This window comes from Nocardia otitidiscaviarum NBRC 14405 (assembly GCF_000308635.1).
Lineage (GTDB): Bacteria > Actinomycetota > Actinomycetes > Mycobacteriales > Mycobacteriaceae > Nocardia > Nocardia otitidiscaviarum.
Map to the genome: position 1 here is coordinate 54,521 of NZ_BAGD01000028.1, position 26,200 is coordinate 80,720.

Sequence of the window (26,200 nt, forward strand, 5' to 3'; positions counted from 1 at the left end):
TGGTCGAGTTCCACGGGGCCGCCGAGGCGGTCGCACCCGTCGAGGTGCCGGGTGGGGAGTTCGGTGCGCCGGTGGCCTACTCGTCGGATCCGGCGGTCGCCGCGGCGGCCGGGGCGGGGGTGGTGGACTCCGGTGAGGCCACGCTGTTCGATCTGTACGACCCGGATGCCGGGCCCTACGACGATGCCTGGGGCGTCGCCGCGGTGAACGTGGAGCCGCAGGGCGGCGAATCCGCGCCGGGATCGAACTGAGTCCGCGGCGGGGTCGTTCCCGCCGCGTCTTCGAGCGATTCGACTCCCGTATCGCTACGCACCGCCGTGGAAGGGGTGTTCGGATTGGTTAGCGGGGTGGCGGATCCGTTCGGGACCGCGGCATTGCGCGAGGGTGTGCTCGCCGCCTGGCGCGGCTCGCCCACCCGTCTGCGGGAGGACGCGGCCACCGAGGCGGATCTGGTGCGGGCGGGCTACCGCGACCGGGTGCTCACCGAATTGGCCCAGAACGCCGCCGACGCCGCGGCCAAGGCCGGGGCGGCGGGTCGTATCGCGGTGTGGCTGAGCGACGGCCGCCTGCACATCGCGAATACCGGTGTGCCACTGGATGTCTCGGGCGTGCACGCGCTGACCGCCCTGCGCGCCTCCGCCAAGACCGGCGCGGACACCGCGGTGGGCCGCTTCGGCGTCGGTTTCACCGCGGTGCTGAGCATCGCCGACGAGATCGAGTTCCGCTCCACCGGCGGCTCGGTGCGGTTCTCCCGCGCGGACACCCGGCAGGCGTTGCGCGAAAGCGGCATTCGCATCCCCGACACCGAGCACCCGTTCGAGCCACCCGCGCTGCGCCTGGCCTGGCCGACCGAACACACCCCAGCACCGGATTTCGACACCGAGATCATCCTCACCCCACGCGCCGACGTGGACACCCCCGCCCTGCTCGCGAGCATGCGCGCCGAAGCCCTCGACCTGCTGCTGGAACTGCCCGCCCTGCACGGCATTCGGATCGAGTCCGACGAATTCACCAGCACGGTGACCGACCTGCCCGCCCCGGCCCCCGTGAGTCGCGGTGGCGATGGCAACGGCCCGGCGCGCGCGCACGTCGTACTCGACGATGTGGAGCACGCGGACGGATACGGTGTCCCAGTCGACCGGGCCGCGCGCGCGAATGCGTTCCAACCCGCCGTCGCGGAGAAGACCGCGCATTCGGCAGTGCACGGCGGCGCGGGATCCGACCGGGCTGTCGGCGGCCTGCAGGAGGTGCGGATCACCGGTCCGCGCGGAGAGGTGCGCCGCTGGTGGCAGTTTCGGACCGGCCGGGCCCGGTGGCTTCTTCCGCTGCGGGACGGTCGTCCGGTCGCCGCCGCACCCGATGTGTTGCGGGCGCCGACCCGTTCGGACGAGGAACTCTCCCTGCCGGCGCTGCTGATCGCCGACATTCCCATGCAACCGGATCGCCGCCGCTTGCTCCCCGGCACGCGCATTGCCGAGTTGGCATCCGGTTACGCGGATTTCGCGCGTGCGCTGCCCGCCCGTGACCGGCTGCTCCTGGTTCCCACGCCCGGCTTCGCCCGTAGCGAGGCCGACGGTCTGCTGCGCGAGGCGCTGGTCGCGGAACTGGGTGAGCAGCCGTGGCTCCCGGTCCTCCACGCCCAACCGGAGGATGAACCCGTCCCTGCCGCGGCGGACCTCGCAGTGGTGGCCGTCGAGCGGCCCCGGCGGGCGAGCGTATTCATCGGGGTGACCGATGAATTGGCGGGTGTGCTCGCCGAAATCGTTGGTCCGCTGGTGGTTCCGGAGTTGTCCGGCCGGTCGACCGCCGATGCGCTGTCGGTGCTGGATGTGCACCGGATCGGGTTGGCGCGGATCGCGGAGCTGTCGGGGAGTGTGGAACGCGCACCGCAGTGGTGGTATTCGCTCTACGACGCGCTGGAGCCGTTCGTCGGCGATCCACTGGCGGTGGAGGAGTTGGGTGCGCTGGCGGTGCCGCTGGCGGACGGTCGGATGGTGACCGGGCCGCGCACCGTGGTGCTCGACGACCACCTGGAGTCCGCGGTACCGGTGCACTGGGCACGCCTGGTGCATCCGGAGGCGGCGCATCCGCTGCTCGGGCGGCTCGGTGCGCGCCCAGCGGGTCCCGAGGAGCTGCTGCGTGATCCGGCGCTGCACGCCCAGCTCGAGCACGATCCCGCCGATCCGGACACGGTGGAGGCGGTGTTGAGCCTGGCCGCGCACGCCAATCCCGGCGCGGGCAGCGTCGAACCCGGTTCCGGAGCAACGGATCCGGTCCGAGGTGAGCCAGCCGCCCCGGTCCCCGGACTGCTGCCCACCTGGCTCGGCCTGCTCGAAATCCCGGACGACACCGGCGATCTCGTCCCCGCCGACGAATTACTGCTTCCGGATGCCCCGCTGGCGCGGGTCCTGGTCGAGGATTCGCCCTTCGGCACCGTCGCCGACGACCTGGTGCGCCGCTACGGCCCGACCGCCCTGCGGGCGGTCGGCGTGGGCTGGGGTTTCACCGTGGTGGCGGAATCGGATCCGACCGGCCCCGACCATCATCTCGACGACGAGGAGACCTGGTGGGAGACCCTCGCCGAGGATCCGCCGGAGCTGCTCGCCGTCCGCGATCTGGATCTGGTCGATCCGGAGCAGTGGCCGCGGGCCCTGCGGCTGCTGCTCGCCGACCCCGCCACGCGGCCGCTGCTCGCCGACCGCGACGGCTATACGGCGTGGTGGCTGCGGACGCACGCGCGCATCGACGGCACCGCGCTGGGCCTGTTCCGCCACCCGGCCGACCCGGTCTTCGCGGGCCTGCTGCCGGTACTGTCCATGGACACCGAGACCGACGCGGCCGACACCGAGGCGCTGCGCGCCGTACTCGCCGATCCGGAGATCATCACTCCGGAGCTGGCCGCCGAACTCCTCGCGGCTCTCGCGGACCCGTCGAGACATCCGACCGCGGAGGCGATTTCACGAACCCATGAGCGGCTGGCCGCGGCCACCGCCGCGGGCCGCCTGGACCTGGACGATCTGGTCCTGCCCGAGCGGGTGCGCGCCCTCTCCGGGGCGGTCATCGACGCCGCCGACGCCCTGGTGCTGGATCTGCCCTGGTACGGCCTGGCGCTCCCGCCGGACCGGCTGGTGGTCGGCGATATCGACTCGGCCTCGCAGCTGGCGGCGCTGCTGGACCTGCCGCTGGCCTCGCAGGCCGTCACCGCGCGCGTCGAGGGCACCGGCCGCCGCACCACCTGGTCGGCCGAACCGCTCGGCGTGCTGTGGCGCATGCAGAGCGGAGAACCCACCCCCGCAGGCGATCTCGTCGTCCACGACGAACTGCGGGTGCGGCTGTCCGGCGCGTACGAGGCGACCGTCACGGTGCCGTGGTGGCGTGACGACGCGGACACCCACGTCGTATCGCAGCCGCGTCCGGCGTGCTAGCGAAGTCCGACAATCGGGCGTAACGGGTCGGCGGCCGTTCGGGCGCGGGTGCGGCCGTCCGGTATCGGCGGCCCGTCCGGCGTCGGGCTATTCGCTGAACTGCGCCACCGTCTGCGCCAGCAGGTCCATCTGCTCGCGTACCGCCGCACTGTCGTTGTCCACCAGCCAGCGCAGCACGATGCCGTCGATGGCGGCGAGCATGAAGCGGCTGATGACGCCGACGGGGGCGGACCAGCGGGTGCCCGTCGCCTCGCGGGCGTGTTCGATGATGTCGGCGACCGTGGAATCGTTGAACGCGTACTGTTCGCGGGCGATGGCGAGTTTCGCCGGTGTCTGTTCGCTTTCGCGGAGGGCGTAGGTGGTGGTCTCGTAGGTGAGCAGTTGCCGTTCCGGGGTGGCTTCCACGTTCTGCCACATGAGTTCCAGGCCGGCGCGTATCAGTTTTTGAAGTGATTCTTTTCCACTTCCGACGTCCTGCCATACCGTTTCGTTGGCATCGACGGAATCGCGCAATTCCATCGAGAGCGCTTTGACCAACTCGGTCATGAGCGCGTCCTTGTTTTCGAAACAGTAATGCACCACACCGAGCGAAACACCGGCTGCCTGAGCTACATCGCGCGTGGTAACTCCTGCCACGCCCTTTTTTTCGGCAAGGCCGATGGCCGCCTCGATAAGGTGGGCCCGTCGTTCTTCGACGCTCAATCGGGAGGACACTCCAGGGAGTTAAGCCTTCAAGAGCCGCGCAGTCAATTCGCGCGTCGGGAAAGTCTCCACTGGACGTGTGTCCAGTTCTGTGGTTCGCTGCGAGTTGGTACGAAGGGAGTCGCCGAATGGTGGTGTCGCGCAGGACTGTTCTGGCCGGTGCGGCGGCGGGATCCGCCGCGCTCACGGCCGCCGCCACGATCGCGCTGCCGGGCGGGTCGGCACACGCGACTTCCGGCGGCGACTACCTGATCGGTGTGGGCATTTCCGACATCACCGGCCCGGCGGCCGAATGCGGCATGATGGGTTACTCCCAGCTGGAACAGACCACCGCCGGAATCCACCTGCGGCCCAGGGCCCGCGCCTTCATCATCGGCAGCGGTGACCAGCGGATCGTGTACGTGGTCGCCGACAACGCCATGATCTTCCAGTCCGTGCACCGCGGCGTCCTCGACGAACTCGCCCGGCGCTTCGGCGACCGCTACACCGAGCAGAACGTCCTGCTCACCGCCACGCACTCGCACGCGGTGTGCGGCGGCGCCAGCCACGACTACGCCTACAACCTCTCGATTCTCGGCTTCCAGCGGCAGGTGTACGACGCCGAGGTGAACGGAATCGTGGAGGCCGTCGTCGCCGCGGACGCCGACCTCGGGCCCGGCAGCCTCGAACTCGGACGCGGGGAATTGCACGACGCCAGTGTCAATCGCTCGCGAATCGCCTTCGATCGCAATCCCGAAGCCGACAAACGGTATTTTCCGAATGCCATCGATCCGGCCGTCACCGTCCTCTCCCTGCGCAAGGGTGGTCGACAGGTCGGCGTCATCACCTGGTTCGCCACCCACAACACCTCCATGAGCAACACGAATCGGCTCATCAGCGGTGACAACAAGGGTTACGCGTCCTTCGCGTTCGAACACGGTGAGCGCGGCGTCCGGTACCTCGACGGCGGAGTCGATTTCCTGGCCGCTTTCCCACAGACCAATAGCGGCGACATGTCGCCCAATCTGAACCTGCGCCCGACCTCCGGCCCCACCGAGGACGAGTTCGAGAACACCCGAATCATCGGCGAACGTCAATACCGCGCCGGAAAGGCCGCACTCGCCACGGCCCGCACGATGCGCGGGCCGGTGGACGCCATGCTCTGCTATATCGACCTGTCCGACATCGCGGTGGACGGCCGCTACACCCCGAACGGGCAGCCCCGGCACACCGCGCCCGCCTGTGCGGGCGTCTCGCTCATCGCGGGCAGCATCGAGGACGGGCCCGGACTGCCGGGCGTGCCGATTCCCGAAGGCGTGCGCAATCCGTTCGTGGACGCGCTCGGCGGCGCGAACATGCCGGTGCCGGACTGGCTCACCGACGCACAGGCGCCGAAGGCGATCGTCGCGCCGCTGGGCCTGCTGCCGCCGGTGCCGTGGGTGCCGAGCGTGGTGCCGATCCAGATCGTGCGCATCGGCGAGCTCTATCTCGCCTGCGGCGGAGCGGAATTCACCATCGTCTCCGGGCTGCGTATCCGCCGCACCGTCGCCGCGGCGCTCGGGATGCCGCTGGAACAGGTGCTCATGCAAGGGTACGCCAACGCCTACCACCAGTACGTGACCACCCCGGAGGAGTACGACGCCCAGCAGTACGAGGGCGGCTCGACGCTCTACGGTCGCTACACGCTGCCCGCCTACCAGCAGGAATTTGACCGGCTGGCAACGGCTTTCGCCGACCGGCAGCGGGTGCCGCGCGGCCCCGCGCCGCGCGACGTCTCGGCCATGCAGCCCAGCTTCGTGCCCGCCCCCGGCCCGGACGCCACCCCGCCCGGCCTGGATTTCGGTGCGGCACTGCTACAACCGGCCGCCGCCTACACCCGCGGTGAACAGGCTCAGGTCGAATTCGTCTCGGCCCACCCCAAACACAACCCCCGCCGCAACGGCACCTTCCTGGAGGTGCAGCGCCACACCGGCGGCGAGTGGACCCGCGTCGCCAACGAGGGGGAGTGGGCGGTGAAGTACCACTGGTCCCGCCGCGGCCCCGACATCTCGACGGCCAGCTTCACCTGGGACATCCCCGCCGACGCCACCCCCGGCCGCTACCGCTTCCAGCACTTCGCCGACCACCTCGCCCCCGATGGCACCCTGCACCCCTTCACCGGCCTCAGCGCGGAATTCGACATCCACTGACCAGGACGGGTCCGTTCCGGGCCGCCGCCCGCCTCAGAGCCCGACCTGAGCCCCCTTGTCTCCCCGTCGCGCCCCGCGCCGCTGAATGGCGAAGATCGTGTACCCGAGCAGCCCCACCGCCAGCCCCATGAGGCACACCGGCCGCGCTTCGTGCCACCGGTCGCCACTGGCGAACACCACCAGCGTGGCGACCAACCAGGCGATACTGCCGATCGCCAGCACCGGCCGCGGATCGGTGAAGCGCGGCGGAATCTCCGGTACGGGTCGAGTCACCCTGCCAGTCTAGAGCGCCCCGCCCGGCCATGGGCGGATCCCGCCCGGCGACGCAGGGATCCGGCCCGGCCGCGCGTGCGCTCGCCCACGGCGGGGATCCCGCTCAACCACGTGCGCATCCCACCTGGCCACGTGCGGTGCGCGTGCTGCCCCGGCCCAGCTACGCGCTGTCACTTTGCTGCCGGAAATTCGCGGTGTGGCCCGGATGGGACAGGGATCGTTCGGGCTGGGTCGAATGTCGGGTTGTGGCGGGTTCGGGACGCCGGGGGCGGGAGGGCTGGATGGCGGGTTTCGGCCGTTGTCGGGGTGTTCGCCTGCTGTGGTGGGGCATGATCGGTAGGTGGGCCGCCGGGCGATGGGACGGTGGCCGAGTCCGGCGTGCGGTGCGAACGTGCGCGGTCCGGGGCCGAACAGCCGCCCCCGACGCGGCTGGTCCCGTATCGTTTGCCTCTGTGACAACGCCTTCCGATATTCGAGCGCTCGCTGGTGACCTCTCACTGGCGGTGGTGCGCTTGACGCGACATCTGCGGGGTAGGCGAGCCGATGCCCAGATTTCGCTGACCCAGCTCTCGGCGCTCGCCACCCTGAACCGGGAAGGCGCCATGACCCCCGGCACACTGGCCGCCAAGGAGCGGGTGCAGCCGCCGTCCATGACCCGGGTGATCGCATCGCTCACCGAAATGGATCTGGTGGAGCGCAATCCGCACCCGACCGACGGGCGGCAGATCATCGTGTCGCTGTCGGACGCCGGGCGGGCGCTCATCGCCGATGAGACCAGCGCGCGCGAGGCGTGGATGACCGAACAGCTCAGCGGACTCAGCCCGGAGCAGCTGAAGGTGCTCGAGGAGGCCGTCACGATCATGAAGCAGATCGTCGACGAGTCGGAGTAGCGCGCGTCAGGCCCGCACCGGCTGGGATCCGAAAGGCTGGTCGCTGGAGACGATTTCGCGCCCCAGCGGGAACAGCGAGACCGGAACGAGCTTCAGGTTCGCCCAGGCGAACGGGATGCCGATGATGGTGATCGCCAGCGCGATACTGGTGAAGATGTGGCCCAGCGCCAGCCACCAGCCCGCGACGATGAACCACACCACATTGCCGAGCATGGACGGCACGCCCGCCCCCGGCTTCTCCACGGCTTCCCGCCCGAACGGCCACAGCACGAACGAGGCGAGCCGGAACGACGCGATACCCCACGGAATGGTGATGATCAGGATGCAGCAGATCAACCCCGCGACGATGTAGCCGACCGCCATCCAGAACCCGACCAACACCAGCCACAGTACGTTCAACAGCAGTCTGAGCACGCTCACCTTCCCCAGCATGCCAGCACCCCCGAACCTCCGCCACCGCCCGTGACCGGCACGTGATCGGCCGAACTCGCCAGCGGGCATCGCCTCTCGCGGCCCGCCGCCACGCGGGACACCCCGCGTGGACCTCCGGCCGGAACGGGATCAGAAGAACCAGCCGAGCTCCGGGTCGCGGTCGGTCGCGAAGGCTTCGTCGACGGCCCGCAGGTGGGCGGGGTCCTTGACCTGGATTCGGTTGGCGGCGGCCAGAACTCGGGCGCGGTGGCCGCCGAGGTAAAGGCTGGACAGTTCCGCGGTGCCGAGTTCCAGGTCGGCGGAGCGGGTGGTCGGCTCGCATTCGGCAATGCCGTCGCGCACCCGGAGGGCGAAGGTGCCGCCCGCGTCACGGAACGGATCGTGCACGGCCACAATCACATCCAGGTCGCACCGGTAGGTGCGCGCGGTCAGGGCGGCGGGCACGTCCATGATCCGGACCCACAGATGATCGCGCCGACCGGTGACCTGCACCAGGCGCGGATCGGTGAGCAGGTAGGGGAGCGGATCGTTGTCGGCCAGATCGCACACCACCCGGTCCACCAGATCCAGTCCGAGCAGCACCCGCCACAGCGCCGCGTGCGCCTCCGCGGTGACGGCCCGGAACTCCCAGACGGTCGCGACCGACTCCTTCTCACCCCATTCCCGGCGGTAGAGCACATAGCCGTCCGGATGCAGCAGCGCGTACAGCGTCGACGCGCCGCCGCGATAGCGCGGCGGGTCGGCGAAACAGAGCCGCCAGGCGGGGTCTGGGCGTTCCTGCGCGCCGGGCACCAGCCGCCGCCAGCGGTCGTACACGTCGCGGATGCGGGCCTGGGTCGCCTCGTCCACGGGGGCGATCTCGACGCCGCCGGGATCCAGTGTGGTGGGCCGGAATTGGACCCTATGCCGGTCGATGCTGATGAAATCGCGCTCGATGGCGGTGCCGTAGCCGAACCGGCCGTAGATGGTGCCCTCGCTCGCGGTGAACATCGTGAGCGGCAATCCCTCGGCCTCGGTGCGCGCGTGCTGCTCGGTGTAGAGCGCGCGCAGGATGCCGCGCCGCCGATGCGTGGGGGCCACCGATACCGCGGAGATACCGGAGGCGAGTACGGTCCCCTCCCCGGGCACGGTGACGGTCATCCGCCGGTCGACGGCGTGGCCGACGATACGGTCGCCGTCCATGGCCAGCAGGGCGCGGTCGGGGGTGAAGATATCGGGAATGATGTCGAGCTCGGCCGGGTCGTAGCGCTGGCCGAAGCTGGTCTCCAGCAGGTTCACGACAGCGGGCCAGTCGTCGCGGGTGGACGAGCGGATGGTGATGCCATGCGTCGATGCCATTACCGGACGATCGCACGCGGGCGTGGAGGTGCGCACCTGAATTTCCCGGCGATGCGAACGGAGCCCACCTGCCGCCCCCGCCGCGGCAGGTGGGGCTCCGCTCTACGAAACAGCATGCGGGCTGGTACTAGTCGGGTTCTAATGATCCGCTTGCGTTCGAACGCCAGCGGGGCGCTGCCGCGCATGGGCCGGGCCCGAACGCGCGAAACCCGCCCTCCGAGTGGAGGGCGGGTTTCGGGGACGCCTGGGTCAGCGGCCGGTGATGTCCTGGTAGTCGCGTTCGCCGTAGCCGGTGTAGATCTGGCGGGGGCGGCCGATCTTCAGGGGCTCGCTGTGCATTTCACGCCAGTGGGCGATCCAGCCGGGCAGGCGGCCCATGGCGAACAGCACGGTGAACATGCGGGTGGGGAAGCCCATGGCCCGGTAGATGACGCCGGTGTAGAAGTCGACGTTCGGGTACAGGCGACGCTCGATGAAGTAGTCGTCGGTGAGCGCGGCTTCCTCGAGCGCCTTGGCGATGTCGAGCAGCTGGTCGTCGCCGCCGATCTTGGACAGGATCGAGTCGGCGGCCTTCTTGACCAGGGTCGCGCGCGGGTCGTAGTTGCGGTAGACGCGGTGCCCGAAGCCCATGAGCTTCACGCCGTCTTCCTTGTTCTTGACCTTGCGGACGAACTCCTTGACGTCGCCGCCCTGGGCCTTGATGTCGTCCAGCATCTCCAGCACGGCCTGATTGGCGCCGCCGTGCAGCGGACCCCAGAGCGCGTTGATGCCGCCGGAGACGGAGGTGAACAGGTTGGCGTCGGAGGAGCCGACCAGGCGCACGGTGGAGGTGGAGCAGTTCTGCTCGTGGTCCGCGTGCAGGATGAGCAGCATGTCCAGGGCCGCGGCGACCTCGGGGTCCACCTCGTACGGCTCGGCCGGGAAGCCGAAGGTCATCCGCAGGAAGTTCTCGACCAGCGACAGCGAGTTGTCCGGGTACAGGAACGGCTGGCCGACCGACTTCTTGTAGGCGTAGGCCGCGATGGTGGGCAGCTTGGCCAGCAGGCGGATGGTGGACAGCTCGACCTGCTCGGGATCGCGCGGGTCCAGGGAGTCCTGGTAGTACGCCGACAGCGCGTTGACCGCCGACGACAGCACCGGCATCGGGTGCGCGTTGCGCGGGAAGCCGTCGAAGAACCGCTTCAGGTCCTCGTGCAGCAGGGTGTGGCGGCGGATGCGGTCGGTGAAGTCGTCCAGCTGCGACTGGGTCGGCAGCTCGCCGTAGATGAGCAGGTAGCTCACCTCGATGAAGGTGGACTTCCCCGCGAGCTGCTCGATCGGGTAACCGCGGTAGCGGAGGATGCCCGCCTCACCGTCGATGTAGGTGATCGCCGACTTGGTCGACGCGGTGTTCATGAAGCCGGGGTCGAAGGTGGTGTACCCGGTGCTGGCGAGCAGCTTGCCCAGGTCGATCCCGTCATTGCCCTCGGTCGCACTGGCGACGGTCATCGGGTACTCGCCACCGGGGTAGGACAGCACCGGCTTGGCGTCGTCGTCGACGTTGATGATGTTCTCAGCGGGCACGGAAGGATCCCTCTCAGGCTTGTAACCGTCGGCATCGGTGCGGTCGGCACACGGTGCGCTTACCCTCAACGCTAGTCGCTGTCCGGAAGGCCCGACTAATGAGGGTCACCCTTGACTACCTCACAGTCACTTCGTCACGAGGTGAGGTTCGGTGCGGTCATGTGGTATCGGCATGGACCGCTCCCGCGACCGAGATCATCCGTTTCGGGCCGGTAGGTCGGCATGTGTGCGGCTGACCCGGTAGCGCACGAAGATCGGGAAGGCGATCGCCGAGATCACCATGCCGATCACCACGAGCAGACCGCCGCCCGCCGCGGCTACAGCGGTACCCACCGCGGCCGCCGCGAAACCATGGGCAACATCACCGATTCGCGGTCCGCCCGCCACCACCACGATGAACACGCCCTGCAGGCGGCCGCGCATCTCGTCGGTGGCGACCTGCTGGAGCATGGTGGTGCGCAGGGCGGCGGAGAACATGTCGACCGCGCCGCCGAAGGCCAGGCAGGTCAAGGCGATCCACAGCCCGACCGTCATGCCGAGGCCGTGTCCGGTCGCGCCCACCGCGACGCCGAAGCCGACCATGGCCAGCCCCCACAGGACGATCAGCCAGATCACGGCCAGTCCTTGCCGGCGGATGCGCGACAGCCAGCCGGAGAACACGCCGCCGAGCACCGCGCCCACCGACATGGCCGCGAAGAGCAGACCCAAAGCCGTTCCGCCCGAGGGGGAGTCGCCGAAGCTGTGCTGCGCGATCTCCGGGAACAGCGCGCGCGGCATCCCGAAGACCATGGCGACGATATCGACGGCGAAGGAGGCCAGCAGCACCTTCTGGGTGGCGAGGTAGCCGAAACCGTCCAGCACCTCCCGGATTCCGGCGCGGCGGGTCTCGCCGACGGGAGGGATGGGCGGCAGCTTCCACACCGCCCACACGGTGGCGAGCAGGGCGACGGCATCCAGCAGATACAGCATGGCCAGCCCGGTGACCGGAATGAGCATGCCCGCCGACACCGGCCCGGCGATGGCCCCGAACTGCATGACCGTCATGGACAGCGAATTCGCCGCGGGCAGTTGCTCGCCGGGCAGCAGTCGCGGATAGATGGCGGCGCGGGCGGGCTGGTTCACGGCGAAGAACGCCTGCTGCGCGGCGAACAGTCCGAGGATCAGCCACGGGTTGGTGTTCCCGGCGGCGGCCTGCGCCCAGAACGCCAGGGCGGTGAGGCCGGTGCCGGTGCTGGTGATGAGCAGCAGGGTGCGGCGGTCCATGGCGTCGGCGAGCGCGCCGCCCCACAGACCGAACCCGATGAGCGGGACCAGGCCGAACAGACCGGCGAGGCCGACGTAGGACGAACTCTGCGTGATGTCGTAGAGCTGCTTGGGGACCGCGACGACCGACAGTTGCGCGCCGATGACGGTGACGATGCCGGTGGTCCAGAGTCGACGGAAATCCGGATTCCGCAGCGGGGTGACGTCGGCGAGCAGCTTCACCGCCAGGAGATTAATGGGATGAATTGATCGGCGGCACCGGATTTCCGGTGATTCATCCCACCATTGCACCCCTTGTGGCCGGTCGATTCACGGTATCCGCCGCTCCGCTCAGGGCTGGAGACGTTCCACCTTCATGGCCGCGACATCGGTGGCTCCGGGTTCCAGCGTGACCCGAATCCGGTTGTGCATGCGGCTGCGCCGCCCCTGCCAGAACTCCACCGTCTCCGGCCGAATCTGGAACCCGCCCCAGAACGGCGGCACCGGAATGTCGTCAACCCCGGTGAACCGCTCGGTCGTCTCGGCCATCCGCCGATCCAGCTCCGCCCGCGAACCGATGACCCGCGACTGCTCCGACGCCCATGCCCCCAGCCGCGACCCGCGCGGGCGCGACCGCCAGTACACCTCGGTGACCTCCGGCGACACCCGGTGCACCGGCCCGCGCACCGTCACCTGTCGGCTCAGGGCGGGCCACACCAGGGTGGCCGAGGCGTACGGCGTCGCGGTGAGCGCCAGCCCCTTGAGCGACTCGAAGTTCGTGTAGAAGGTCACACCCTCCGGCGAGAGCCCCTTACAGAGCACCGTGCGCGTCGCGGGCTTCGGTCCGCTCGGGGTCAGCTCCACGGTCGCCAGCACCATGGCGTTCGGATCGACCAGCCCGGCGTGGGTGGCCTCCTCGATCCAGGTGCGCAGCAATGGTTCCCAGCCGTCGGCCAGCCAGCTCTCGTCCAGGTCGGTTTCGCGGCCCGGATGATTGTCGCCGGCGTCCACGCCGTACTCCACGCGCATGGCCGCGATATCCAGCGCGGACGTGACGGATTTCTCCAGGTCGGTCATGGGCCAGACGTTACTCCAGGGTAATGGTGGCGTTAAGGTCTAACTGATCGGCGAGGCCGCCCATCGATCGGGCGGCCCGGTTTGCAAGGAGAGTCACAACATGACTGCCAGCGCTGCGGTTCCCAGTTCAGCAGTTCCGTCCGACTTCGTTAGCGGTCTCGAGGGCGTGGTGGCGTTCACCACCGATATCGCCGAGCCCGACAAGGACGGAGGTGCGCTGCGATACCGCGGCGTCGACATCGAGGACCTGGTCACCAACCGGGTCACCTTCGGTGATGTGTGGGCGCTGCTCGTGGACGGCGAATTCGGTCGCGGCCTGCCGCCCGCCGAACCCTTCCCGCTGCCCGTGCACACCGGCGACGTGCGCGTCGACGTGCAGGCCGGGCTCGCCATGCTGGCCCCGATCTGGGGCTATCAGCCGCTGCTCGACATCGACAACGAGGAAGCCCGCGAGAACCTCGCCCGCGCCTCGGTGATGGCGCTGTCCTACGTGGCGCAGTCGGCGCGCGGCATCTACCAGCCCGCGGTGCCGCAGAAGCAGATCGACGAGTGCACCACGGTCACCGAGCGGTTCATGACCCGCTGGAAGGGCGACCCCGACCCCAAGCACACCGAGGCCATCGACGCCTACTGGGTCTCCGCCGCCGAGCACGGTATGAACGCCTCCACCTTCACCGCCCGCGTCATCGCCTCCACCGGCGCGGATGTCGCGGCCTCGCTGTCCGGTGCCATCGGGGCCATGTCCGGCCCGCTGCACGGCGGCGCGCCCGCGCGCGTGCTGCCCATGATCGAGGAGGTGGAGAAGACCGGCGACGCCCGCGCTCTGGTCAAGGGCATCCTCGACCGCAAGGAGAAGCTCATGGGCTTCGGACACCGCGTGTACCGCGCCGAGGACCCCCGCGCCCGCGTGCTGCGCGCCACCGCCGAGCGGCTGGGCGCCCCGCGCTACGAGGTGGCGGCCGCGCTGGAGCAGGCCGCGCTGGCCGAACTGCGCGAGCGCCGCCCCGACCGCGCCATCGAGACCAATGTGGAGTTCTGGGCCGCGGTCATCCTCGACTTCGCCGAGGTGCCCGCGCACATGATGCCCGCCATGTTCACCTGCGGCCGCACCGCGGGCTGGTGCGCGCACATCATGGAGCAGAAGAAGCTGGGCAAGCTGGTGCGCCCCGCCGCCATATACACCGGCCCCGCGCCGCGCAAGCCGGAGACCGTGGCGGGCTGGGAGAACGTGATCCGCAAGTAGGGCTCGCGCCTCTCGGCGGTTCTTCGAAGACAGGAAAGCGGCTCGCAACCGAAAGGTTGCGAGCCGCGGTCGTTTCCGGGCGGATCCCCCGGCCTACCGGATCGGCAAGGGGATCAACCCTTCACCACGACCGTTTTCATGATCTTGTCAGCGAAGGTCTGGCGCTTCTCGTCCCACAGCGGCCACAGCCAGCCGATGTAGCAGGCGAAGGAATCCGCCGCGTGGCAGATCTTCCGGATGAACGCCGTGCCGAAGCCGATCGGCTGACCGGTGGTCTCCCCGACCAGACGGATGCCGAGCATCTTCTTACCGGGCGTTTGTCCGGTGGTGCCCTCCTTGTAGACCAGGAACACCAGACCGGCGATGCCGACCACGAAGGCCAGCAGCATGAACATGACGCCGACGCCGCTCAGGCCGCCGCCGGTGCACCGGCCGGTGGTGGTGGAACAGGTGATGCTCTCGGTACCGGCGACGCTCGCGATGACGTACAGCAGCGAGGCGGGCAGGCCGAAGATCAGGCCGTCGACGATGTAGGCGCCCGCACGGGAACCCCAGTCGGCGAGCGGAGCCTGCGGACCGTACGGCGCGTAGCCGCCGGGTGCGCCCGGAGCCGGGTAGCCGGGTTGCGGTGCGCCGTAACCGGGTTGGGGAGCGGCGTGCGCGGGCTGCTGTGGGTAGCCGGGGTTGGACTGCCCGTACTGCGGCTGCTGCGGGTAGCCCGGGTTGGACTGCCCGTACTGCGGCTGCTGCGGGTAGCCCGGGTTGGACTGCCCGTACTGCGGCTGCTGCGGGTAGCCCGGGTTCGACTGTCCGTACTGCGGCTGCTGTGGGTAGGGCTGCTGCCCGTAGCCGGGCTGTTGCGGGTACGGGTTGTTCGGGTAACTCATTCTTTTCCTTGCGGGGTTGGATATTTCGGCACGGACGGTAGCCGATCCGGTGCCCGCTGTGTGCCGGGCGGGCCGTTCGGGGTCCGGGCTCGCTACAGTCTGGTGCACTTCGGCTCTCGCGGCGCGCCGAGTTGACGACATCCGCCGCGAGCGACCGAGATCCCCGGCCGCGGGGTCGCCGCGACCGAAGATCGATATTGGGATGCGCGTAGGAGGATCGACGGTGACGCCCGAGATGAGAACATCATGTGAGCGGTGTCACACCACAGGATTGAACCCCGAGGGCATCGCCTGGATCTGCTCCTACGAGTGCACCCTCTGCGCGAACTGCGGCGGCGAATTGGTGAATCGGCCGCGCCGCAGGGGCTGACAGCGTCTGGGGCCTACGGCACCGTCGTGTTCCCGGTGCTGTATCCGGTGCCGGTCGCGATCACCCTCGCGCTGAATATCGCGGCCTGAGCTCAACGGGATGTAAATTCTCGACCCGGCCGATTCGGCGACGCCGAATCGGCCGGGTTTCGGTGTGTCTCGGGTGCGTTCAGAGTGCGCGCGAGGCCGCCCAGTCGACCGCCACCGATTCACCGCGATCGACGGTGAAGAAGGCGACCTCCAGCTGCCGTCCCAGATCGACGAGTTCGATGGCCGACAGCGGCACCGCGGCCACCACCCGCACCAACCATGGCGACGGCTCGTCCCAGGCGCGCAACTCCAGATCGAGGCGCAGCACCGGATCGTCGCGGCCCGCGTAGTCGGCGGCCACCGGTGTGGCGGCCAGGACGGTGGCCCGGGCCCGGCGGCCGTCGCTCAGGATCTTGGCGATATTCGTGCGGGTGGCCTCCTCCGGCGGCGGGGCGTACAGCACAACCCGGTCGTGGTCGCCCGGATCGACCCGGCAGGACACCACATCGCCCGGCTGCATCCATTCCAGATCGGATGCGCCGATCCGTTGCCGCACCCGCGTCTCGTACGGATGCCGATCCTCGAGCTGGACCCGGATCCAGAATTCGTGCTCCGGCTCCGAGCGGCGCGCCCGCACACTCAGTACGGTCGCGGTTCCCGCGACGCCGCGCAGCAGCAGCTCGCGGCGAGCGGCATCGGACATGCCCGCATCCCGCCGGGGTAGCCCGCCCGAGCCGAATTGCGAGGACAGTCGGGTGAACAGGCCCGGACGCCGCCGGGGGCGGCCGGAATCGGCCGCGGCGGCGGTCTCCGAGCTGTCGTGTGCGGCCGTGTTCATAGCCGTGAACCATAACCGCAGTGTGTTCGGGGACACAGCGATACCCGCCGGTTGCCGACAGTGTCCGAGCCGATGGTGTTGCAGCGCCTACCCACTCGCGGATGCGGCCTCCGTCACGCTCTACCCTTGTCGCCATGACCTCTGCGTTCCCGACCATCCCCGACGAACTCCAGCCGGCCGACGGTCGGTTCGGCTGTGGCCCCTCCAAGGTCCGTCCCGAGCAGCTGCGGTCCCTGGTGGACACCGGCGCCTCGGTCTTCGGCACCTCCCACCGGCAGAAGCCGGTGAAGGACGTGGTGGCGCGCGTGCGCACCGGTCTGCGCGAATTGTTCTCCCTGCCCGAGGGTTACGAGGTCGTGCTCGGCAACGGCGGCACCACCGCCTTCTGGGATGCCGCCGCCTTCGGCCTGATCCGGGAGAAGTCGCTGCACCTGAGCAATGGCGAGTTCTCCTCGAAGTTCGCCGCCGTCGCCAAGGGCAACCCCTTCATCGGCGATCCGATCGTGATCAAGTCCGAGCCGGGCAGCGCTCCCGAGCCGACCTCCGATCCGTCGGTCGACCTCATCGGCTGGGCGCACAACGAGACCTCCACCGGCGTGGCCATCCCGGTCTCGCGTCCCGCGGGCTCGGAGAACGCCCTGATCGCCATCGACGCCACCTCCGGTGCGGGCGGTCTGCCGGTGAACATCACCGATGCCGACGTGTACTACTTCGCGCCGCAGAAGTGCTTCGCCGCCGACGGCGGGCTGTGGATCGCGCTCATGAGCCCCAAGGCGCTGGAGCGGGTGGAGGAGATCAAGAACTCGGGTCGCTGGACCCCGGATTTCCTGTCGCTGCCCATCGCCATCGACAACAGCACCAAGGACCAGACCTACAACACCCCGGCGCTGGCCACCCTGCTGCTGTTCGCGAATCAGATCGAATGGCTCAATGGGAACGGCGGTCTCGATTGGGCCGTGAAGCGCACCGCCGACTCCTCGTCGCGGCTGTACTCGTGGGCCGAATCCAGCTCGTACGCCACCCCGTTCGTGTCGGATCCGGCGCTGCGTTCGCAGGTCGTCGGCACCATCGACTTCGCCGATTCGGTGGATGCGGCCCAGGTCGCGAAGGTGCTGCGCGCCAATGGCATCGTCGACACCGAGCCGTACCGCAAGCTGGGCCGCAACCAGTTGCGCGTCGGCATGTTCCCGGCCATCGACCCCGAGGACGTCTCGCAGCTGACCCGGGCCATCGACTGGGTCGTAGAAAAGCTCGCCTGAGCAGTAAAAATGTGGGCGGTTCGCGGATCTTGAATCCGCGAGCCGTACCGAACGCTCTGTGACAGAATCGTTCACAGTAATGCGGCGCGGGAGTCTGTGAGCAGATTTCCGCGCCCGCGTGTCTCGACCCACGAATCTCGGAAGTGCACTACTGTTCCAGTATATGGGCGGTGTCGCGAGCCTGGCTGTGATCGAAGCAGCGATAAGGAGGTAACGGTGCGTGAACTTCGAGTGATCGGATTGACGCCCGATTCCACGCACATCGTGTGCATCGATACCGAAACCGGCCAGAAGTACCGGCTCGCCGCCGACGACAAACTGCGTGCCGCGGCGCGCGGAGACCTTGCCCGATTCGGCCAGATCGAGATCGAAACGGAAGCCACGATGCGTCCTCGCGATATCCAGGCCCGTATCCGAGCGGGTGCTTCGGTCGAACAGGTCACCGAAGAGTCCGGCATGCCCGCCAGCCGGGTGGAGCGTTTCGCCTATCCGGTCCTGTTGGAGCGGCAGCGGGCAGCCGAATTGGCGCAGAAGGCGCATCCGGTGCGCAATGACGGTCCGTCGGTGGAAACCCTCATCGAGATCGTGTCGGCGGCCTTCGCCGAGCGCGGCCACAATGTCGAGGTCGCCGAATGGGACGCCTGGAAGGACGAGAAGGGCTACTGGGTCGCACAATTGCAGTGGCAGGCCGGGCGTTCGGTCATCGCCGCGCATTGGCGCTACCAGCCCGACGCGCACGGCGGCTCGGTGGTGCCGCTGGACGATCCGGCCTCCGATCTGATCGATCCGGATTTCGGCCGTGCCCTGCGCGGTCTGGCCACCATCCTGCCGGATCAGAACGAACCGGTCGCCGAGCCCGCGCCCGCCCCGGCCCCCGCGGCGCGCGAACGCGTGGAGTTCGAAGCGCCCGCCGCGCCCCGCGTTTCCGACCAGCAGAGCCTGGACGGCTTCTACGAGCAGCGTCCGGCGGTGGGGGACGGCACCGTTCCGGCCGCCGCCCCGGCCGCTCCCGTCGCACCCACTCCGGCTCCGGCCGCGCCGGCCGCGCCGAAAGAACCGGCCGCCCCGGCACCTTCGGCTCCGGCCGCCGAGGCCAAGCCCGCCGAACCGGCGGCCGCGCAGCCCGCGCCCAAGCAGAAGCAGAACCGCGCCAAGCGCGGCGGCAAGGCTCCCATGCCGTCGTGGGAGGACGTGCTCCTAGGCGTGCGCAGCTCGGGCCACTGAGCCCGGCCTGCCTCGTGGCGCACTGATCGGTGCGTGCCCGTTGGGTGCGCACGCCCCGGGCGCTGGAAATTTGCTCTTGTTCCGATAGGGTGGCCACACGATTGCGTGTGCACGGGCGGGATTTCCGGGCTCCGGACCGTCGGGCAGTGTGACTACCTGCTGATTCACTGTGCTGGAGCATACCGACCGATTCGTCCGATAGGGCTGACCGCGATCACATCGCCCGGGTGTCCGCCGCGCCCGGAAAGTCCTTGCGCAACCACGCCATTTCGGGCCTGACGGGGGTAGATTTCTTGGTGATGGCAGTGATTGCCGAGTCGATCACACGCTGGCTGGGCATTCGACCATTTAATGTAGCTCGATAATAGCTACACTTGGGATGCAATGATCTCGGGAGGTGTCGCGCCTGTGCCGTCCACAGTCTCCTCGCTCTGGTACGTCGACGCCCCCGATCCGGTAGCCGTCCTGCGCGCCCACCCCGGCCCCGATCCCGATGCCGCCTTCGCCCTGGCCAAGCAGCTCAATCCGGATCGCGACGTGGTGCCCGCGGCCTCCGGCACCATGAAGGTCTGGGCCGGACCCGATCCCGGATCCGTCTATATCGGCTGCTATCCCGGCGTCACGGTGGTGTGCTCGACCCAGGCCGCTCTGGCCCGTCCGACCCGACTGCCGGAACTGCTGGTGCGCCCCTTGGCGTCCGAGCACACCTATCTCGTCTCCTACGACCTCGCCATGGGCTGGGGTGCGTTCGCGTACTGGGAGCGGGGAGAATTCCGCCGCTCCTTCAGCGCCACCCGGGCGAACATCCTCGAGGACGAGGGTCTGCCCCGGGTCTGGGAGCGGCCGTACTGGGCCGGGGAGCATCCGATCCAGCTGCGTGCCGGGGAACTGCCCGACCCGCAGTTCCTGCCTTTCGACCCACCGGATTTCGCGGACGCCGCCAATGCCGAATGGCTCGGCTTCCGCTACCGCAACGGCGCGACCAGCGCCCCCGGCGTCGCCCCGGAGGACATTCCGACCCTCGCGGATATGCCGCTGGCACCGGAGGAGATCGAGGTCTGCGGTTTCTCCCTGTTCCCCAAGGGACAGGCCCCCAAGCCCGAGGCTCCCGCCGAACCCGACCACGAACACAATGGGAAACGCGGGCTGTTCCACTGGCTGCGCGGCCGCGACCGCGTGAGCTGAGTGGCTATCGCCGCCGGTGCGCGTGACCGGTCGCCTTCGCCGCGTGTGACAGCGACACGCCGCATACCGAGCAGTCGCGGCCACACAGATCAGCGCGGCTACACGGATCGGCGCGGCTACACGCCGATCAGCAGTGCGATCCAGCCCAGCAGCACACCCGCTCCCAGCCCCGCGATCACCCACCGCGTGACCGGCGCGAACCGCCACCGCCACGCCGTGGGAAGCACTCCGCCCACCGCGACCAGATTCACCGCGATGGACAGCAGCGGATGCACCTGCGCCAGTGCCGCGCCGAAGGCGTACACGCCGCACGCGGTGAGCAGCGCGACCATGACCACGACGGTCAGACCGGCCGCCCACGGGGTCGGCTCGGAGTACCCGTACCCGTAGGGTCCATCCGGCGGATAGGTCACTGTGTCCTGACTCTCTCGTAGAAGGCCATGGCGGCCGCGGTGGCCACATTAAGCGAATCGGTCCCCGGTGTCATGGGGATCCGCGCGCGGATGTCGCAGGCCCGCATGGTGTCCTCGGTCAGGCCGGGACCCTCGGCGCCGAGCAGCAGCGCCACCTTCGCTCCGGTCATGGCGGTGGCCAGGGTGGGCGCGGCGGGATTCGGGGTCAGGGCGACGGTCTGGAAGCCGTTGGCGCGCAGCAGGTCCAATCCGCCCGGCAGCTCCGGCAGCTGCGCGAACGGCACCCGCAGCACATGTCCCATGGACACCCGCACCGAGCGCCGGTACAGCGGATCCGAGCAGCGGTCGCCGAACAGCACCGCGTCCGCGCCGAGTCCGGCGGCATTGCGGAAGATGGATCCGATGTTCTCGTGATCGTTCACGCCCTCCAGCACCGCGACCGTGCGGGCGGTCGCCAGCTCCTGCTCGGCGGACAGCTGCGGCGGCCGCCGGGCGGCGGCCAGCACGCCCCGGTTGAGGTGGAACCCCACCACCCGCGCCATCACCTCGGCCGAGGCGCGGTAGTACGGCACGTCGACCCCGGCCAGGTCCTCGGCCAGCTGCTCGTGCCGCCGCGCCGTGCCCAGCAGGGCGAAGGGGCGGAACCGGGAGCTCAGCATGCGCTGCACGACCACCACGCCCTCCGCGATGACCAGACCTTTCCCGCCCGGGAGGTCCGGTCGGCGGTCGGCATTGCTGAGGTCGCGGAAGTCGGCGACACGCGGATCGGCGGGGTCGTCGATATCGATCACTTCGGCCACGGGCAAACATCCTGCCCTGGCGACATACGCGGCCCGGCTCCGGACCCGCGCCGCACGTCGTCATAAGGTGAAGCACGACCGCAGGATCCCCGATCGTGAAGAGGACAGCGTATGAGCAACAAGCCGGTAGTCGAATTCCAAGAAGGCCCCGCGCCCGCCGAGCTGGTGATCAAGGACCTGGAGGTGGGCACCGGTCCCGAGGCGAAGCCGGGCGACAAGGTCGACGTGCACTACGTCGGCGTCGAGTACGACACCGGTGAGGAGTTCGATTCGTCCTGGAACCGCGGCGAGTCCATCGACTTCCCGCTGAACAACCTCATCCGGGGCTGGCAGGAGGGCATCCCGGGGATGAAGGTCGGCGGCCGCCGCCAGCTCACCATCCCCCCGGAGCTCGCCTACGGCCCGGCCGGCGCCGGACACCAGCTCTCCGGCAAGACCCTCGTCTTCATCATCGACCTGCTCGGCGTGAGCTGATCGGGTTCACACGTGGTCGTGCCCGCCGCGCATCAGCACGGCGGGCACGAGTCGCGTAAGGGGGGAGTGCCCGCGACGGCGGGCACGGCGGGATACCGGGTGTCAACCGACGACGGCGTTCATGATGGTGCCCGCACTGGTGGCCGTCGCACCGCCGAGCATGGCGTTGGCGACCATCTTCGGGGACTGGAGTCCGCCGCCACCCCATTTCTCCCAGGCGAAGCGGCCGCCGCCGTAGGTGATGGCGGCGATGCCGGACATCTGGGCGAACCAGGTGAAATAGCGGAACATCTTCATGAGCTTGTCGGCGGCCGGTGGGGTTTCCGACGTGGGATTGGTGTACTGCTGTGCCACAACGGTTCCGTACAGGTCGTGCGCGGCGACGAGAATACTGCTCACGATCAGTTCCTCTCCGAATACCAGATGGTGGGGATGGAGCTTCTTGTGAAACCGGTCGACCAGAGCAAATCGGGCTAATTCTAAACCCAGTGATCTTGTTATTTGCGAACGATCTCCACGGGATCGGCGAGGCTGATAGCAATCTGTGACTGCTGTCCGCCGCTGCCCTTCGTGAGCGTCGTCAGCGCCTGATTGGCCTGCTTACCCAGGGTGGTGGTGACATTCTGGAGCTGGTCCACCCCGCCCGTGAGCGCCTGCATGGCCGCGAGCAACTGCGCCGCGCCCTGATCGGCGAGCTGCGGGATCTGCTCGGCGAGTTGCGCGCCCTGGCTCAGCTGGGCGCTGGCGTCGCCGAGGCGCACGGCGCCATCGCGCAGCAGCTGACCGATCCGCGTGTCGGGGGTGACCTGAGTGCCGGTCAACTGTCCGAATCCGGTCAGCTGGGCGCTGGCCTCGTCGGCGACCTTCCGCAGCCCCTCGAGCTGGGTGATGATGTTCGCCAGCTGCGGATCCGCCGCGAACGGCAGGGCTCGCAACAGCGGCAGCACGGTCGCGAGCCCGTCGCTCAGGGTCGTCGCCGACTGCTGCACCTGGCCGACCGTCACCCCGGTGCCGTCCAGGGTGTCGGCGAAGGAGTTGGCCTGCGCGGTCGCCGCCGACACCGTCTGCTCGAGCGTGGCGATGGCCGAAGTGATCTGTCCCGCACCCGATTTCGCGCTCTCCAGGAAGGCCAGCATCTCATCGGCCCCGCCCTGGAACTGCTCCGCGCCGTCGGCCGCCGCCTGCACGCCCGCACCCAGCAGCGTGGCGGTGAACGCCACCTGCGACACCTGTCCGCGCGCGGAGTTCATGAGTGCGAACACGGTGTCCATCCCGGCCGCGCTGATCTGCCGGGTCACCTCGGTGACCGCGTCGTTCACCAGGTTCGGGTCGGCGTGGTCGTTCGAGTCCACCTCGACCCGCGCCCGCTGCGGGGCGGCCGTGGCCAGCGACGCGACGGAGGTGGACAGGTCGGCGGGCAGGGTGACGACCGCCGCGTAGTCGGCGGTGTCGGCCTCGTCGACCACCGCCCACTCGTGCGCGCCGCCCTCGCGCAGGGTGGTGGCGATGCGTTCGCCGAGGGGGCCCTCGTCCCTATTGACGAGCGCCACGGCGGTGGGTGGATTCGCCGAGCGCAGATAGGTGACCGCGCCGGCGGCGAGCGCCCCGGTCACGACGAGGGCGAGCAGTGCGAATAGCAGGCGTTTACGGCCGCGGATTCCGGCGCGATGCGATGCGGTCGAATTCGAGGTGCTGTTGGCGGACACGCTTTGCGACCGTACGGGTACGAAATGTCCTCAGCTCTGGCGATTGTCTGAGGGTTCGGTAAGGGATGCGGTGCGATCGGGCAGGTCCAGCACCAACCGTACCCCGCCGAGCGTGCCGTCGTCGAAATAGGCACGGCCGCCGTGCAATTGCGCCTGTTGTGCGACCAGGGCCAGGCCCAGCCCGGAACCGCCCTTGCTGGCCTGGCTGCCGCGGAAGAATCGCTCGAACACCGAATAGCGTTCCGCCTCGGGAATTCCGCGACCGTTGTCGTCCACGGAAATGATGATGTGGCCGTTGCGGGCCCGATGCGCCGACAGCAGCGCCTCGGTCGCCCGCCCGTGCCGTGCCGAATTGGTGAGGGCGTTGTCGACGGCGAGTCGCAGCCCGGTGGGCAGCCCCCGGGTGACCAGTTCGGCATCGGTGTCGATGCGCACCTTCAGGTGGGGGAAGTGCCGCATGGCGTCGTGGGCGGCGGTATCGCAGAGATCGCCCACATCGGTTTCCACATGGTCGCGTTCGTCGGTGAGGTCGCCGGCGGCGAGCCGTTCCAGCGCGGCCAGGGTGGCCTCCACCCGGTCCTGGCTGCGCTGGAGATCGGCCAGGATCTCCGCGCGCTGTGTCTCGTCCAGGTCCAGGGTGCGCAGCACCTCGAGGTCGGTGCGCATGGCGGTGAGCGGCGTGCGCAGTTCGTGCGCGGAGACGGCGGCGAAGTCGCGCGCCGTCTCCAGTGCGGCGGCGGTCTCGGCCTGGGCCCGGTCCACCCGGCGCAGCATGGTGTTGACGGCATCGGCCAGCTTCTCGGCCTCGCGCACACCGGAGCCGTCCACCGGAAGCGGCGCACCGGAATTGGAGGGCCGGCGCTCATCCACCTGCTGGGTCAGATCGGCGATCGGGCGCACCGCGCGCCCGCCGAACAGCCAGCCCAGCGCGGCGGCGGCGACCACCGCCACCACGGCGGCGACGAGGACCCAGCGCCGCTGCTCGGCGGTGGCCTCGGCGGTCTGCGTGGTCGGAATGCCGAGGGAGACAACGCGTCCGGGCGGTTGGTTCTGATCGGTGGTGAGCACCCGGTAGGGCACGCCGCCCACGGTGACGGTCTCCGAGCCCAGCGGTAGCGGCGGCAGTTCGATCCGGGTGCTGTCCACCAGGCCCTGCTGATTGCGGACGGTGATCGCCAGATCCTTGTTGGCCCCGAGGAATTCGAGCACATTCACCGACAGCACCGGTTCGATGAGCACGATCTGCGAGGCCAGTGTCAACTGCTGGTCGGCCTGGGCGAGATTGTTGCGTTCGATGGCGTAGATGGTCACCCAGGACAGCGCGGCCACGATGACGGTCGCCCCCAGCGCCGCCGCGGCGGCGACGCGCGTACGCAACGAATACGACCTGGGCGGTCGGGACCGCTGCTCGGAGCGAGCGAACCACCTCCGCCGGATGGCGTTCACCGCGGCCGTCCGTTCCCGTCGGTGCCCGTCACTTCGGTGCTCGCAGCACGAATCCGACCCCGCGGATGGTGTGCAGCAGTCGCGGCGTTCCATCGGACTCCAGCTTGCGCCGCAGGTAGCCGACGAAGACGTCCACCACATTGGTGTCGGCGGCGAAGTCGTAGCCCCACACCAGCTCCAGCAGCCGCTCCCGGCTCAGCACCACCCCGGCGCTGCGGGCCAGGGTGGACAGCAGCTCGAATTCCCGCTTGGTGAGCTCGATCTCCTTGCCGTGCAGCAGTGCCCGGTATCCGGCCACATCCACCTCGAGCGGTCCGACGGTGATGCCGCCCGGGGTGGTCGGCGCGGCGGTATCGCTGCGGCGGCGCAGCAATGCGCGGATCCGAGCCACCAACTCGGCCAGGACGAAGGGTTTGACCAGATAATCGTCGGCCCCCGACTCCAGTCCGGCGATGCGGTCGTCGACGGAACTGCGCGCCGAGAGCACGCAGATGGGCACCTCGTTGCCCATGGCGCGCAGCGCCGTCACCACCCCGGCCCCGTCCAGGACCGGCATATTCATATCGAGCACCACCGCGTCCGGTGACTCCTCGGTCACGGCGCGCAGGGCCGCGGCTCCGTCCCGGGCGATCACCACCCGGAACCCGGAGAGCCGCAGCCCGCGTTCGACGGAGGCGAGCACATCCTCGTCGTCGTCGACTACCAGCACGGTCGGGGTCTCTCCGCGTTCGGCCACGGTGTCCATTTTGGCGCAGGCGGGGTCAGTAGTTGTGGCAGGACTCCGCGACGGCCTGGATGGCGGCGGCGATTCCACCCGCCCGCGGGTCGTTCTCGGCCTGGGCGGCGGCCTCCGGATTCGCGCGGACGTAGGCGTCGAATTCGGCCTGGCGCGCCTCGACGGGCTGGTCGAACTTGGCCCGCAGTTCGGCCTTGGTGTCGGGGTTCTGGTCCAGGAACTGGGCCAGCGCGGGGGCCTTGTCGTGCAACGCGGCATCGACCTGGTCGAAGGTGCAGGTGGAGGTGAGCAGCGGCGCGACCATATCGGCGGGCGCGGCGGCGGCCGTCGCGGGGAAGAGCCAGACGGACACCGCGGTGAGAGCGCCGAAGGCTCCCGCGGCGGCGATGGTGCGGCGCGGACGGCTGTGCGTGGATGACATGCGCCCGACGCTAGGCCACCCGCTCGAGAGCCCGATGAACCGATTCTGAGAAGTTCTTG

The 26,200-nt window shown here is 69.3% G+C and carries 26 protein-coding genes; 10 read left to right on the forward strand and 16 right to left on the reverse strand.

The annotated features are described in order from the left end of the window. Positions 1 to 347: 347 nt before the first annotated feature. Positions 348 to 3,425, forward strand: coding sequence for a sacsin N-terminal ATP-binding-like domain-containing protein (locus tag ON31_RS04180; RefSeq protein ID WP_039809378.1), 3,078 nt, complete (start codon positions 348 to 350; stop codon positions 3,423 to 3,425). 87 nt (positions 3,426 to 3,512) lie between these two features. Here ON31_RS04180 and ON31_RS04185 read toward each other — a convergent pair whose 3' ends face one another. Next, positions 3,513 to 4,127 (reverse strand): TetR/AcrR family transcriptional regulator, encoded by a 615-nt coding sequence (locus ON31_RS04185; protein ID WP_255221977.1) that lies wholly within the window; start codon positions 4,125 to 4,127, stop codon positions 3,513 to 3,515. A 128-nt stretch (positions 4,128 to 4,255) separates the two neighbouring features. On the opposite strand from ON31_RS04185, the gene ON31_RS04190 reads away from it, so the two are divergent. Then, positions 4,256 to 6,295 carry a neutral/alkaline ceramidase gene (locus ON31_RS04190; protein ID WP_039809382.1) on the forward strand — a complete coding sequence of 680 codons (2,040 nt, stop codon included), beginning with the start codon at positions 4,256 to 4,258 and terminating at the stop codon, positions 6,293 to 6,295. A gap of 33 nt (positions 6,296 to 6,328) precedes the next feature. On the opposite strand, the gene ON31_RS04195 is transcribed toward ON31_RS04190, so the two are convergent. Then, on the reverse strand, positions 6,329 to 6,568 hold the full coding sequence (locus tag ON31_RS04195) for a DUF2530 domain-containing protein (RefSeq protein WP_029930927.1): 240 nt from the start codon (positions 6,566 to 6,568) through the stop codon (positions 6,329 to 6,331). A gap of 452 nt (positions 6,569 to 7,020) precedes the next feature. Between ON31_RS04195 and ON31_RS04200 the strand changes: the two genes are divergently transcribed. Beyond that, positions 7,021 to 7,458, forward strand: coding sequence for an Rv0880 family HTH-type transcriptional regulator (locus tag ON31_RS04200; protein ID WP_029930928.1), 438 nt, complete (start codon positions 7,021 to 7,023; stop codon positions 7,456 to 7,458). A 6-nt stretch (positions 7,459 to 7,464) separates the two neighbouring features. Here ON31_RS04200 and ON31_RS04205 read toward each other — a convergent pair whose 3' ends face one another. The 5 genes from ON31_RS04205 to pdxH all read right to left on the reverse strand — a co-directional run bounded on the left by ON31_RS04205 (position 7,465) and on the right by pdxH (position 13,110). Then, on the reverse strand, positions 7,465 to 7,878 hold the full coding sequence (locus ON31_RS04205) for a YccF domain-containing protein (RefSeq protein WP_029930929.1): 414 nt from the start codon (positions 7,876 to 7,878) through the stop codon (positions 7,465 to 7,467). A gap of 141 nt (positions 7,879 to 8,019) precedes the next feature. Further along, positions 8,020 to 9,228 carry a GNAT family N-acetyltransferase gene (locus ON31_RS04210; RefSeq protein ID WP_039809384.1) on the reverse strand — a complete coding sequence of 403 codons (1,209 nt, stop codon included), beginning with the start codon at positions 9,226 to 9,228 and terminating at the stop codon, positions 8,020 to 8,022. Positions 9,229 to 9,477: 249 nt separating this feature from the next. Continuing rightward, complete coding sequence (locus ON31_RS04215; protein ID WP_081592206.1) at positions 9,478 to 10,791, reverse strand: citrate synthase; 1,314 nt, start codon at positions 10,789 to 10,791, stop codon at positions 9,478 to 9,480. A 195-nt stretch (positions 10,792 to 10,986) separates the two neighbouring features. Then, positions 10,987 to 12,276, reverse strand: coding sequence for an MFS transporter (locus ON31_RS04220; protein WP_051036825.1), 1,290 nt, complete (start codon positions 12,274 to 12,276; stop codon positions 10,987 to 10,989). Positions 12,277 to 12,384: 108 nt separating this feature from the next. Further along, complete coding sequence (gene pdxH / locus ON31_RS04225) at positions 12,385 to 13,110, reverse strand: pyridoxamine 5'-phosphate oxidase (protein ID WP_255221978.1); 726 nt, start codon at positions 13,108 to 13,110, stop codon at positions 12,385 to 12,387. 100 nt (positions 13,111 to 13,210) lie between these two features. On the opposite strand from pdxH, the gene ON31_RS04230 reads away from it, so the two are divergent. Then, entirely contained in the window at positions 13,211 to 14,353 is a 1,143-nt protein-coding gene (locus tag ON31_RS04230; RefSeq protein WP_029930934.1) for a citrate synthase 2, read from the forward strand. A gap of 113 nt (positions 14,354 to 14,466) precedes the next feature. Here ON31_RS04230 and ON31_RS04235 read toward each other — a convergent pair whose 3' ends face one another. Continuing rightward, positions 14,467 to 15,240, reverse strand: a complete 774-nt coding sequence (locus ON31_RS04235; RefSeq protein WP_039809386.1) for an RDD family protein — start codon at positions 15,238 to 15,240, stop codon at positions 14,467 to 14,469. A gap of 235 nt (positions 15,241 to 15,475) precedes the next feature. Between ON31_RS04235 and ON31_RS35415 the strand changes: the two genes are divergently transcribed. Further along, positions 15,476 to 15,610 carry a DUF1272 domain-containing protein gene (locus ON31_RS35415; protein WP_218007287.1) on the forward strand — a complete coding sequence of 45 codons (135 nt, stop codon included), beginning with the start codon at positions 15,476 to 15,478 and terminating at the stop codon, positions 15,608 to 15,610. Beyond that, the gene (locus tag ON31_RS37235) at positions 15,550 to 15,699 is read left to right on the forward strand and encodes a hypothetical protein (RefSeq protein ID WP_169334997.1); all 150 of its coding nucleotides are present in this window, start codon (positions 15,550 to 15,552) and stop codon (positions 15,697 to 15,699) included. The genes ON31_RS35415 and ON31_RS37235 overlap by 61 nt, the downstream gene beginning before the upstream one ends. 79 nt (positions 15,700 to 15,778) lie before the next feature. Here the strand turns inward: ON31_RS37235 and ON31_RS04240 are convergent, their stop codons facing one another. Beyond that, positions 15,779 to 16,477 carry a hypothetical protein gene (locus tag ON31_RS04240; RefSeq protein WP_255221979.1) on the reverse strand — a complete coding sequence of 233 codons (699 nt, stop codon included), beginning with the start codon at positions 16,475 to 16,477 and terminating at the stop codon, positions 15,779 to 15,781. A gap of 134 nt (positions 16,478 to 16,611) precedes the next feature. On the opposite strand from ON31_RS04240, the gene serC reads away from it, so the two are divergent. The 3 genes from serC (at position 16,612) to ON31_RS04255 (ending at position 20,145) form a co-directional block, all read left to right on the forward strand. Next, the gene (serC, locus tag ON31_RS04245) at positions 16,612 to 17,736 is read left to right on the forward strand and encodes a phosphoserine transaminase (RefSeq protein WP_039809388.1); all 1,125 of its coding nucleotides are present in this window, start codon (positions 16,612 to 16,614) and stop codon (positions 17,734 to 17,736) included. 216 nt (positions 17,737 to 17,952) lie between these two features. Next, the gene (sepH, locus tag ON31_RS04250; RefSeq protein ID WP_039809390.1) at positions 17,953 to 18,960 is read left to right on the forward strand and encodes a septation protein SepH; all 1,008 of its coding nucleotides are present in this window, start codon (positions 17,953 to 17,955) and stop codon (positions 18,958 to 18,960) included. 408 nt (positions 18,961 to 19,368) lie between these two features. After that, positions 19,369 to 20,145 carry a DUF6928 family protein gene (locus ON31_RS04255; protein ID WP_029930940.1) on the forward strand — a complete coding sequence of 259 codons (777 nt, stop codon included), beginning with the start codon at positions 19,369 to 19,371 and terminating at the stop codon, positions 20,143 to 20,145. Positions 20,146 to 20,261: 116 nt separating this feature from the next. Here ON31_RS04255 and ON31_RS04260 read toward each other — a convergent pair whose 3' ends face one another. Further along, entirely contained in the window at positions 20,262 to 20,558 is a 297-nt protein-coding gene (locus tag ON31_RS04260) for a DUF2537 domain-containing protein (protein WP_029930941.1), read from the reverse strand. After that, positions 20,555 to 21,358: a TrmH family RNA methyltransferase gene (locus ON31_RS04265; protein WP_039809392.1), complete on the reverse strand. Its 804-nt coding sequence runs from the start codon at positions 21,356 to 21,358 to the stop codon at positions 20,555 to 20,557. Before ON31_RS04265 ends, ON31_RS04260 begins: the two co-directional genes overlap by 4 nt. Before the next feature lie 111 nt (positions 21,359 to 21,469). On the opposite strand from ON31_RS04265, the gene ON31_RS04270 reads away from it, so the two are divergent. Further along, entirely contained in the window at positions 21,470 to 21,832 is a 363-nt protein-coding gene (locus ON31_RS04270) for an FKBP-type peptidyl-prolyl cis-trans isomerase (protein WP_029930943.1), read from the forward strand. Positions 21,833 to 21,934: 102 nt separating this feature from the next. On the opposite strand, the gene ON31_RS04275 is transcribed toward ON31_RS04270, so the two are convergent. The 5 genes from ON31_RS04275 to ON31_RS34430 form a co-directional block, all read right to left on the reverse strand. After that, positions 21,935 to 22,231: a hypothetical protein gene (locus ON31_RS04275; protein ID WP_029930944.1), complete on the reverse strand. Its 297-nt coding sequence runs from the start codon at positions 22,229 to 22,231 to the stop codon at positions 21,935 to 21,937. Between the two features lie 98 nt (positions 22,232 to 22,329). After that, positions 22,330 to 23,538, reverse strand: coding sequence for a YhgE/Pip domain-containing protein (locus tag ON31_RS04280; RefSeq protein WP_255221980.1), 1,209 nt, complete (start codon positions 23,536 to 23,538; stop codon positions 22,330 to 22,332). Between the two features lie 30 nt (positions 23,539 to 23,568). Then, positions 23,569 to 24,915 (reverse strand): sensor histidine kinase, encoded by a 1,347-nt coding sequence (locus ON31_RS04285; protein WP_051036826.1) that lies wholly within the window; start codon positions 24,913 to 24,915, stop codon positions 23,569 to 23,571. Positions 24,916 to 25,012: 97 nt separating this feature from the next. Then, positions 25,013 to 25,729: a response regulator transcription factor gene (locus ON31_RS04290; protein ID WP_029930947.1), complete on the reverse strand. Its 717-nt coding sequence runs from the start codon at positions 25,727 to 25,729 to the stop codon at positions 25,013 to 25,015. A gap of 16 nt (positions 25,730 to 25,745) precedes the next feature. Further along, positions 25,746 to 26,141, reverse strand: coding sequence for a hemophore-related protein (locus ON31_RS34430; protein WP_029930948.1), 396 nt, complete (start codon positions 26,139 to 26,141; stop codon positions 25,746 to 25,748). Positions 26,142 to 26,200 lie beyond the last annotated feature (59 nt).

Bases quoted from the DNA above. Each gene is read 5' to 3' on its own strand.
- ON31_RS04190 (WP_039809382.1), top strand. From the start codon at position 4,256: ATGGTGGTGTCGCGCAGGACTGTTCTGGCCGGTGCGGCGGCGGGATCC.
- ON31_RS04210 (WP_039809384.1), bottom strand. From the start codon at position 9,228: ATGGCATCGACGCATGGCATCACCATCCGCTCGTCCACCCGCGACGAC.
- pdxH (WP_255221978.1), bottom strand. From the start codon at position 13,110: ATGACCGACCTGGAGAAATCCGTCACGTCCGCGCTGGATATCGCGGCC.
- ON31_RS04230 (WP_029930934.1), top strand. From the start codon at position 13,211: ATGACTGCCAGCGCTGCGGTTCCCAGTTCAGCAGTTCCGTCCGACTTC.
- ON31_RS04235 (WP_039809386.1), bottom strand. From the start codon at position 15,240: ATGAGTTACCCGAACAACCCGTACCCGCAACAGCCCGGCTACGGGCAG.
- ON31_RS35415 (WP_218007287.1), top strand. From the start codon at position 15,476: ATGAGAACATCATGTGAGCGGTGTCACACCACAGGATTGAACCCCGAG.
- ON31_RS04240 (WP_255221979.1), bottom strand. From the start codon at position 16,477: ATGAACACGGCCGCACACGACAGCTCGGAGACCGCCGCCGCGGCCGAT.
- serC (WP_039809388.1), top strand. From the start codon at position 16,612: ATGACCTCTGCGTTCCCGACCATCCCCGACGAACTCCAGCCGGCCGAC.
- ON31_RS04270 (WP_029930943.1), top strand. From the start codon at position 21,470: ATGAGCAACAAGCCGGTAGTCGAATTCCAAGAAGGCCCCGCGCCCGCC.
- ON31_RS04290 (WP_029930947.1), bottom strand. From the start codon at position 25,729: ATGGACACCGTGGCCGAACGCGGAGAGACCCCGACCGTGCTGGTAGTC.
- ON31_RS34430 (WP_029930948.1), bottom strand. From the start codon at position 26,141: ATGTCATCCACGCACAGCCGTCCGCGCCGCACCATCGCCGCCGCGGGA.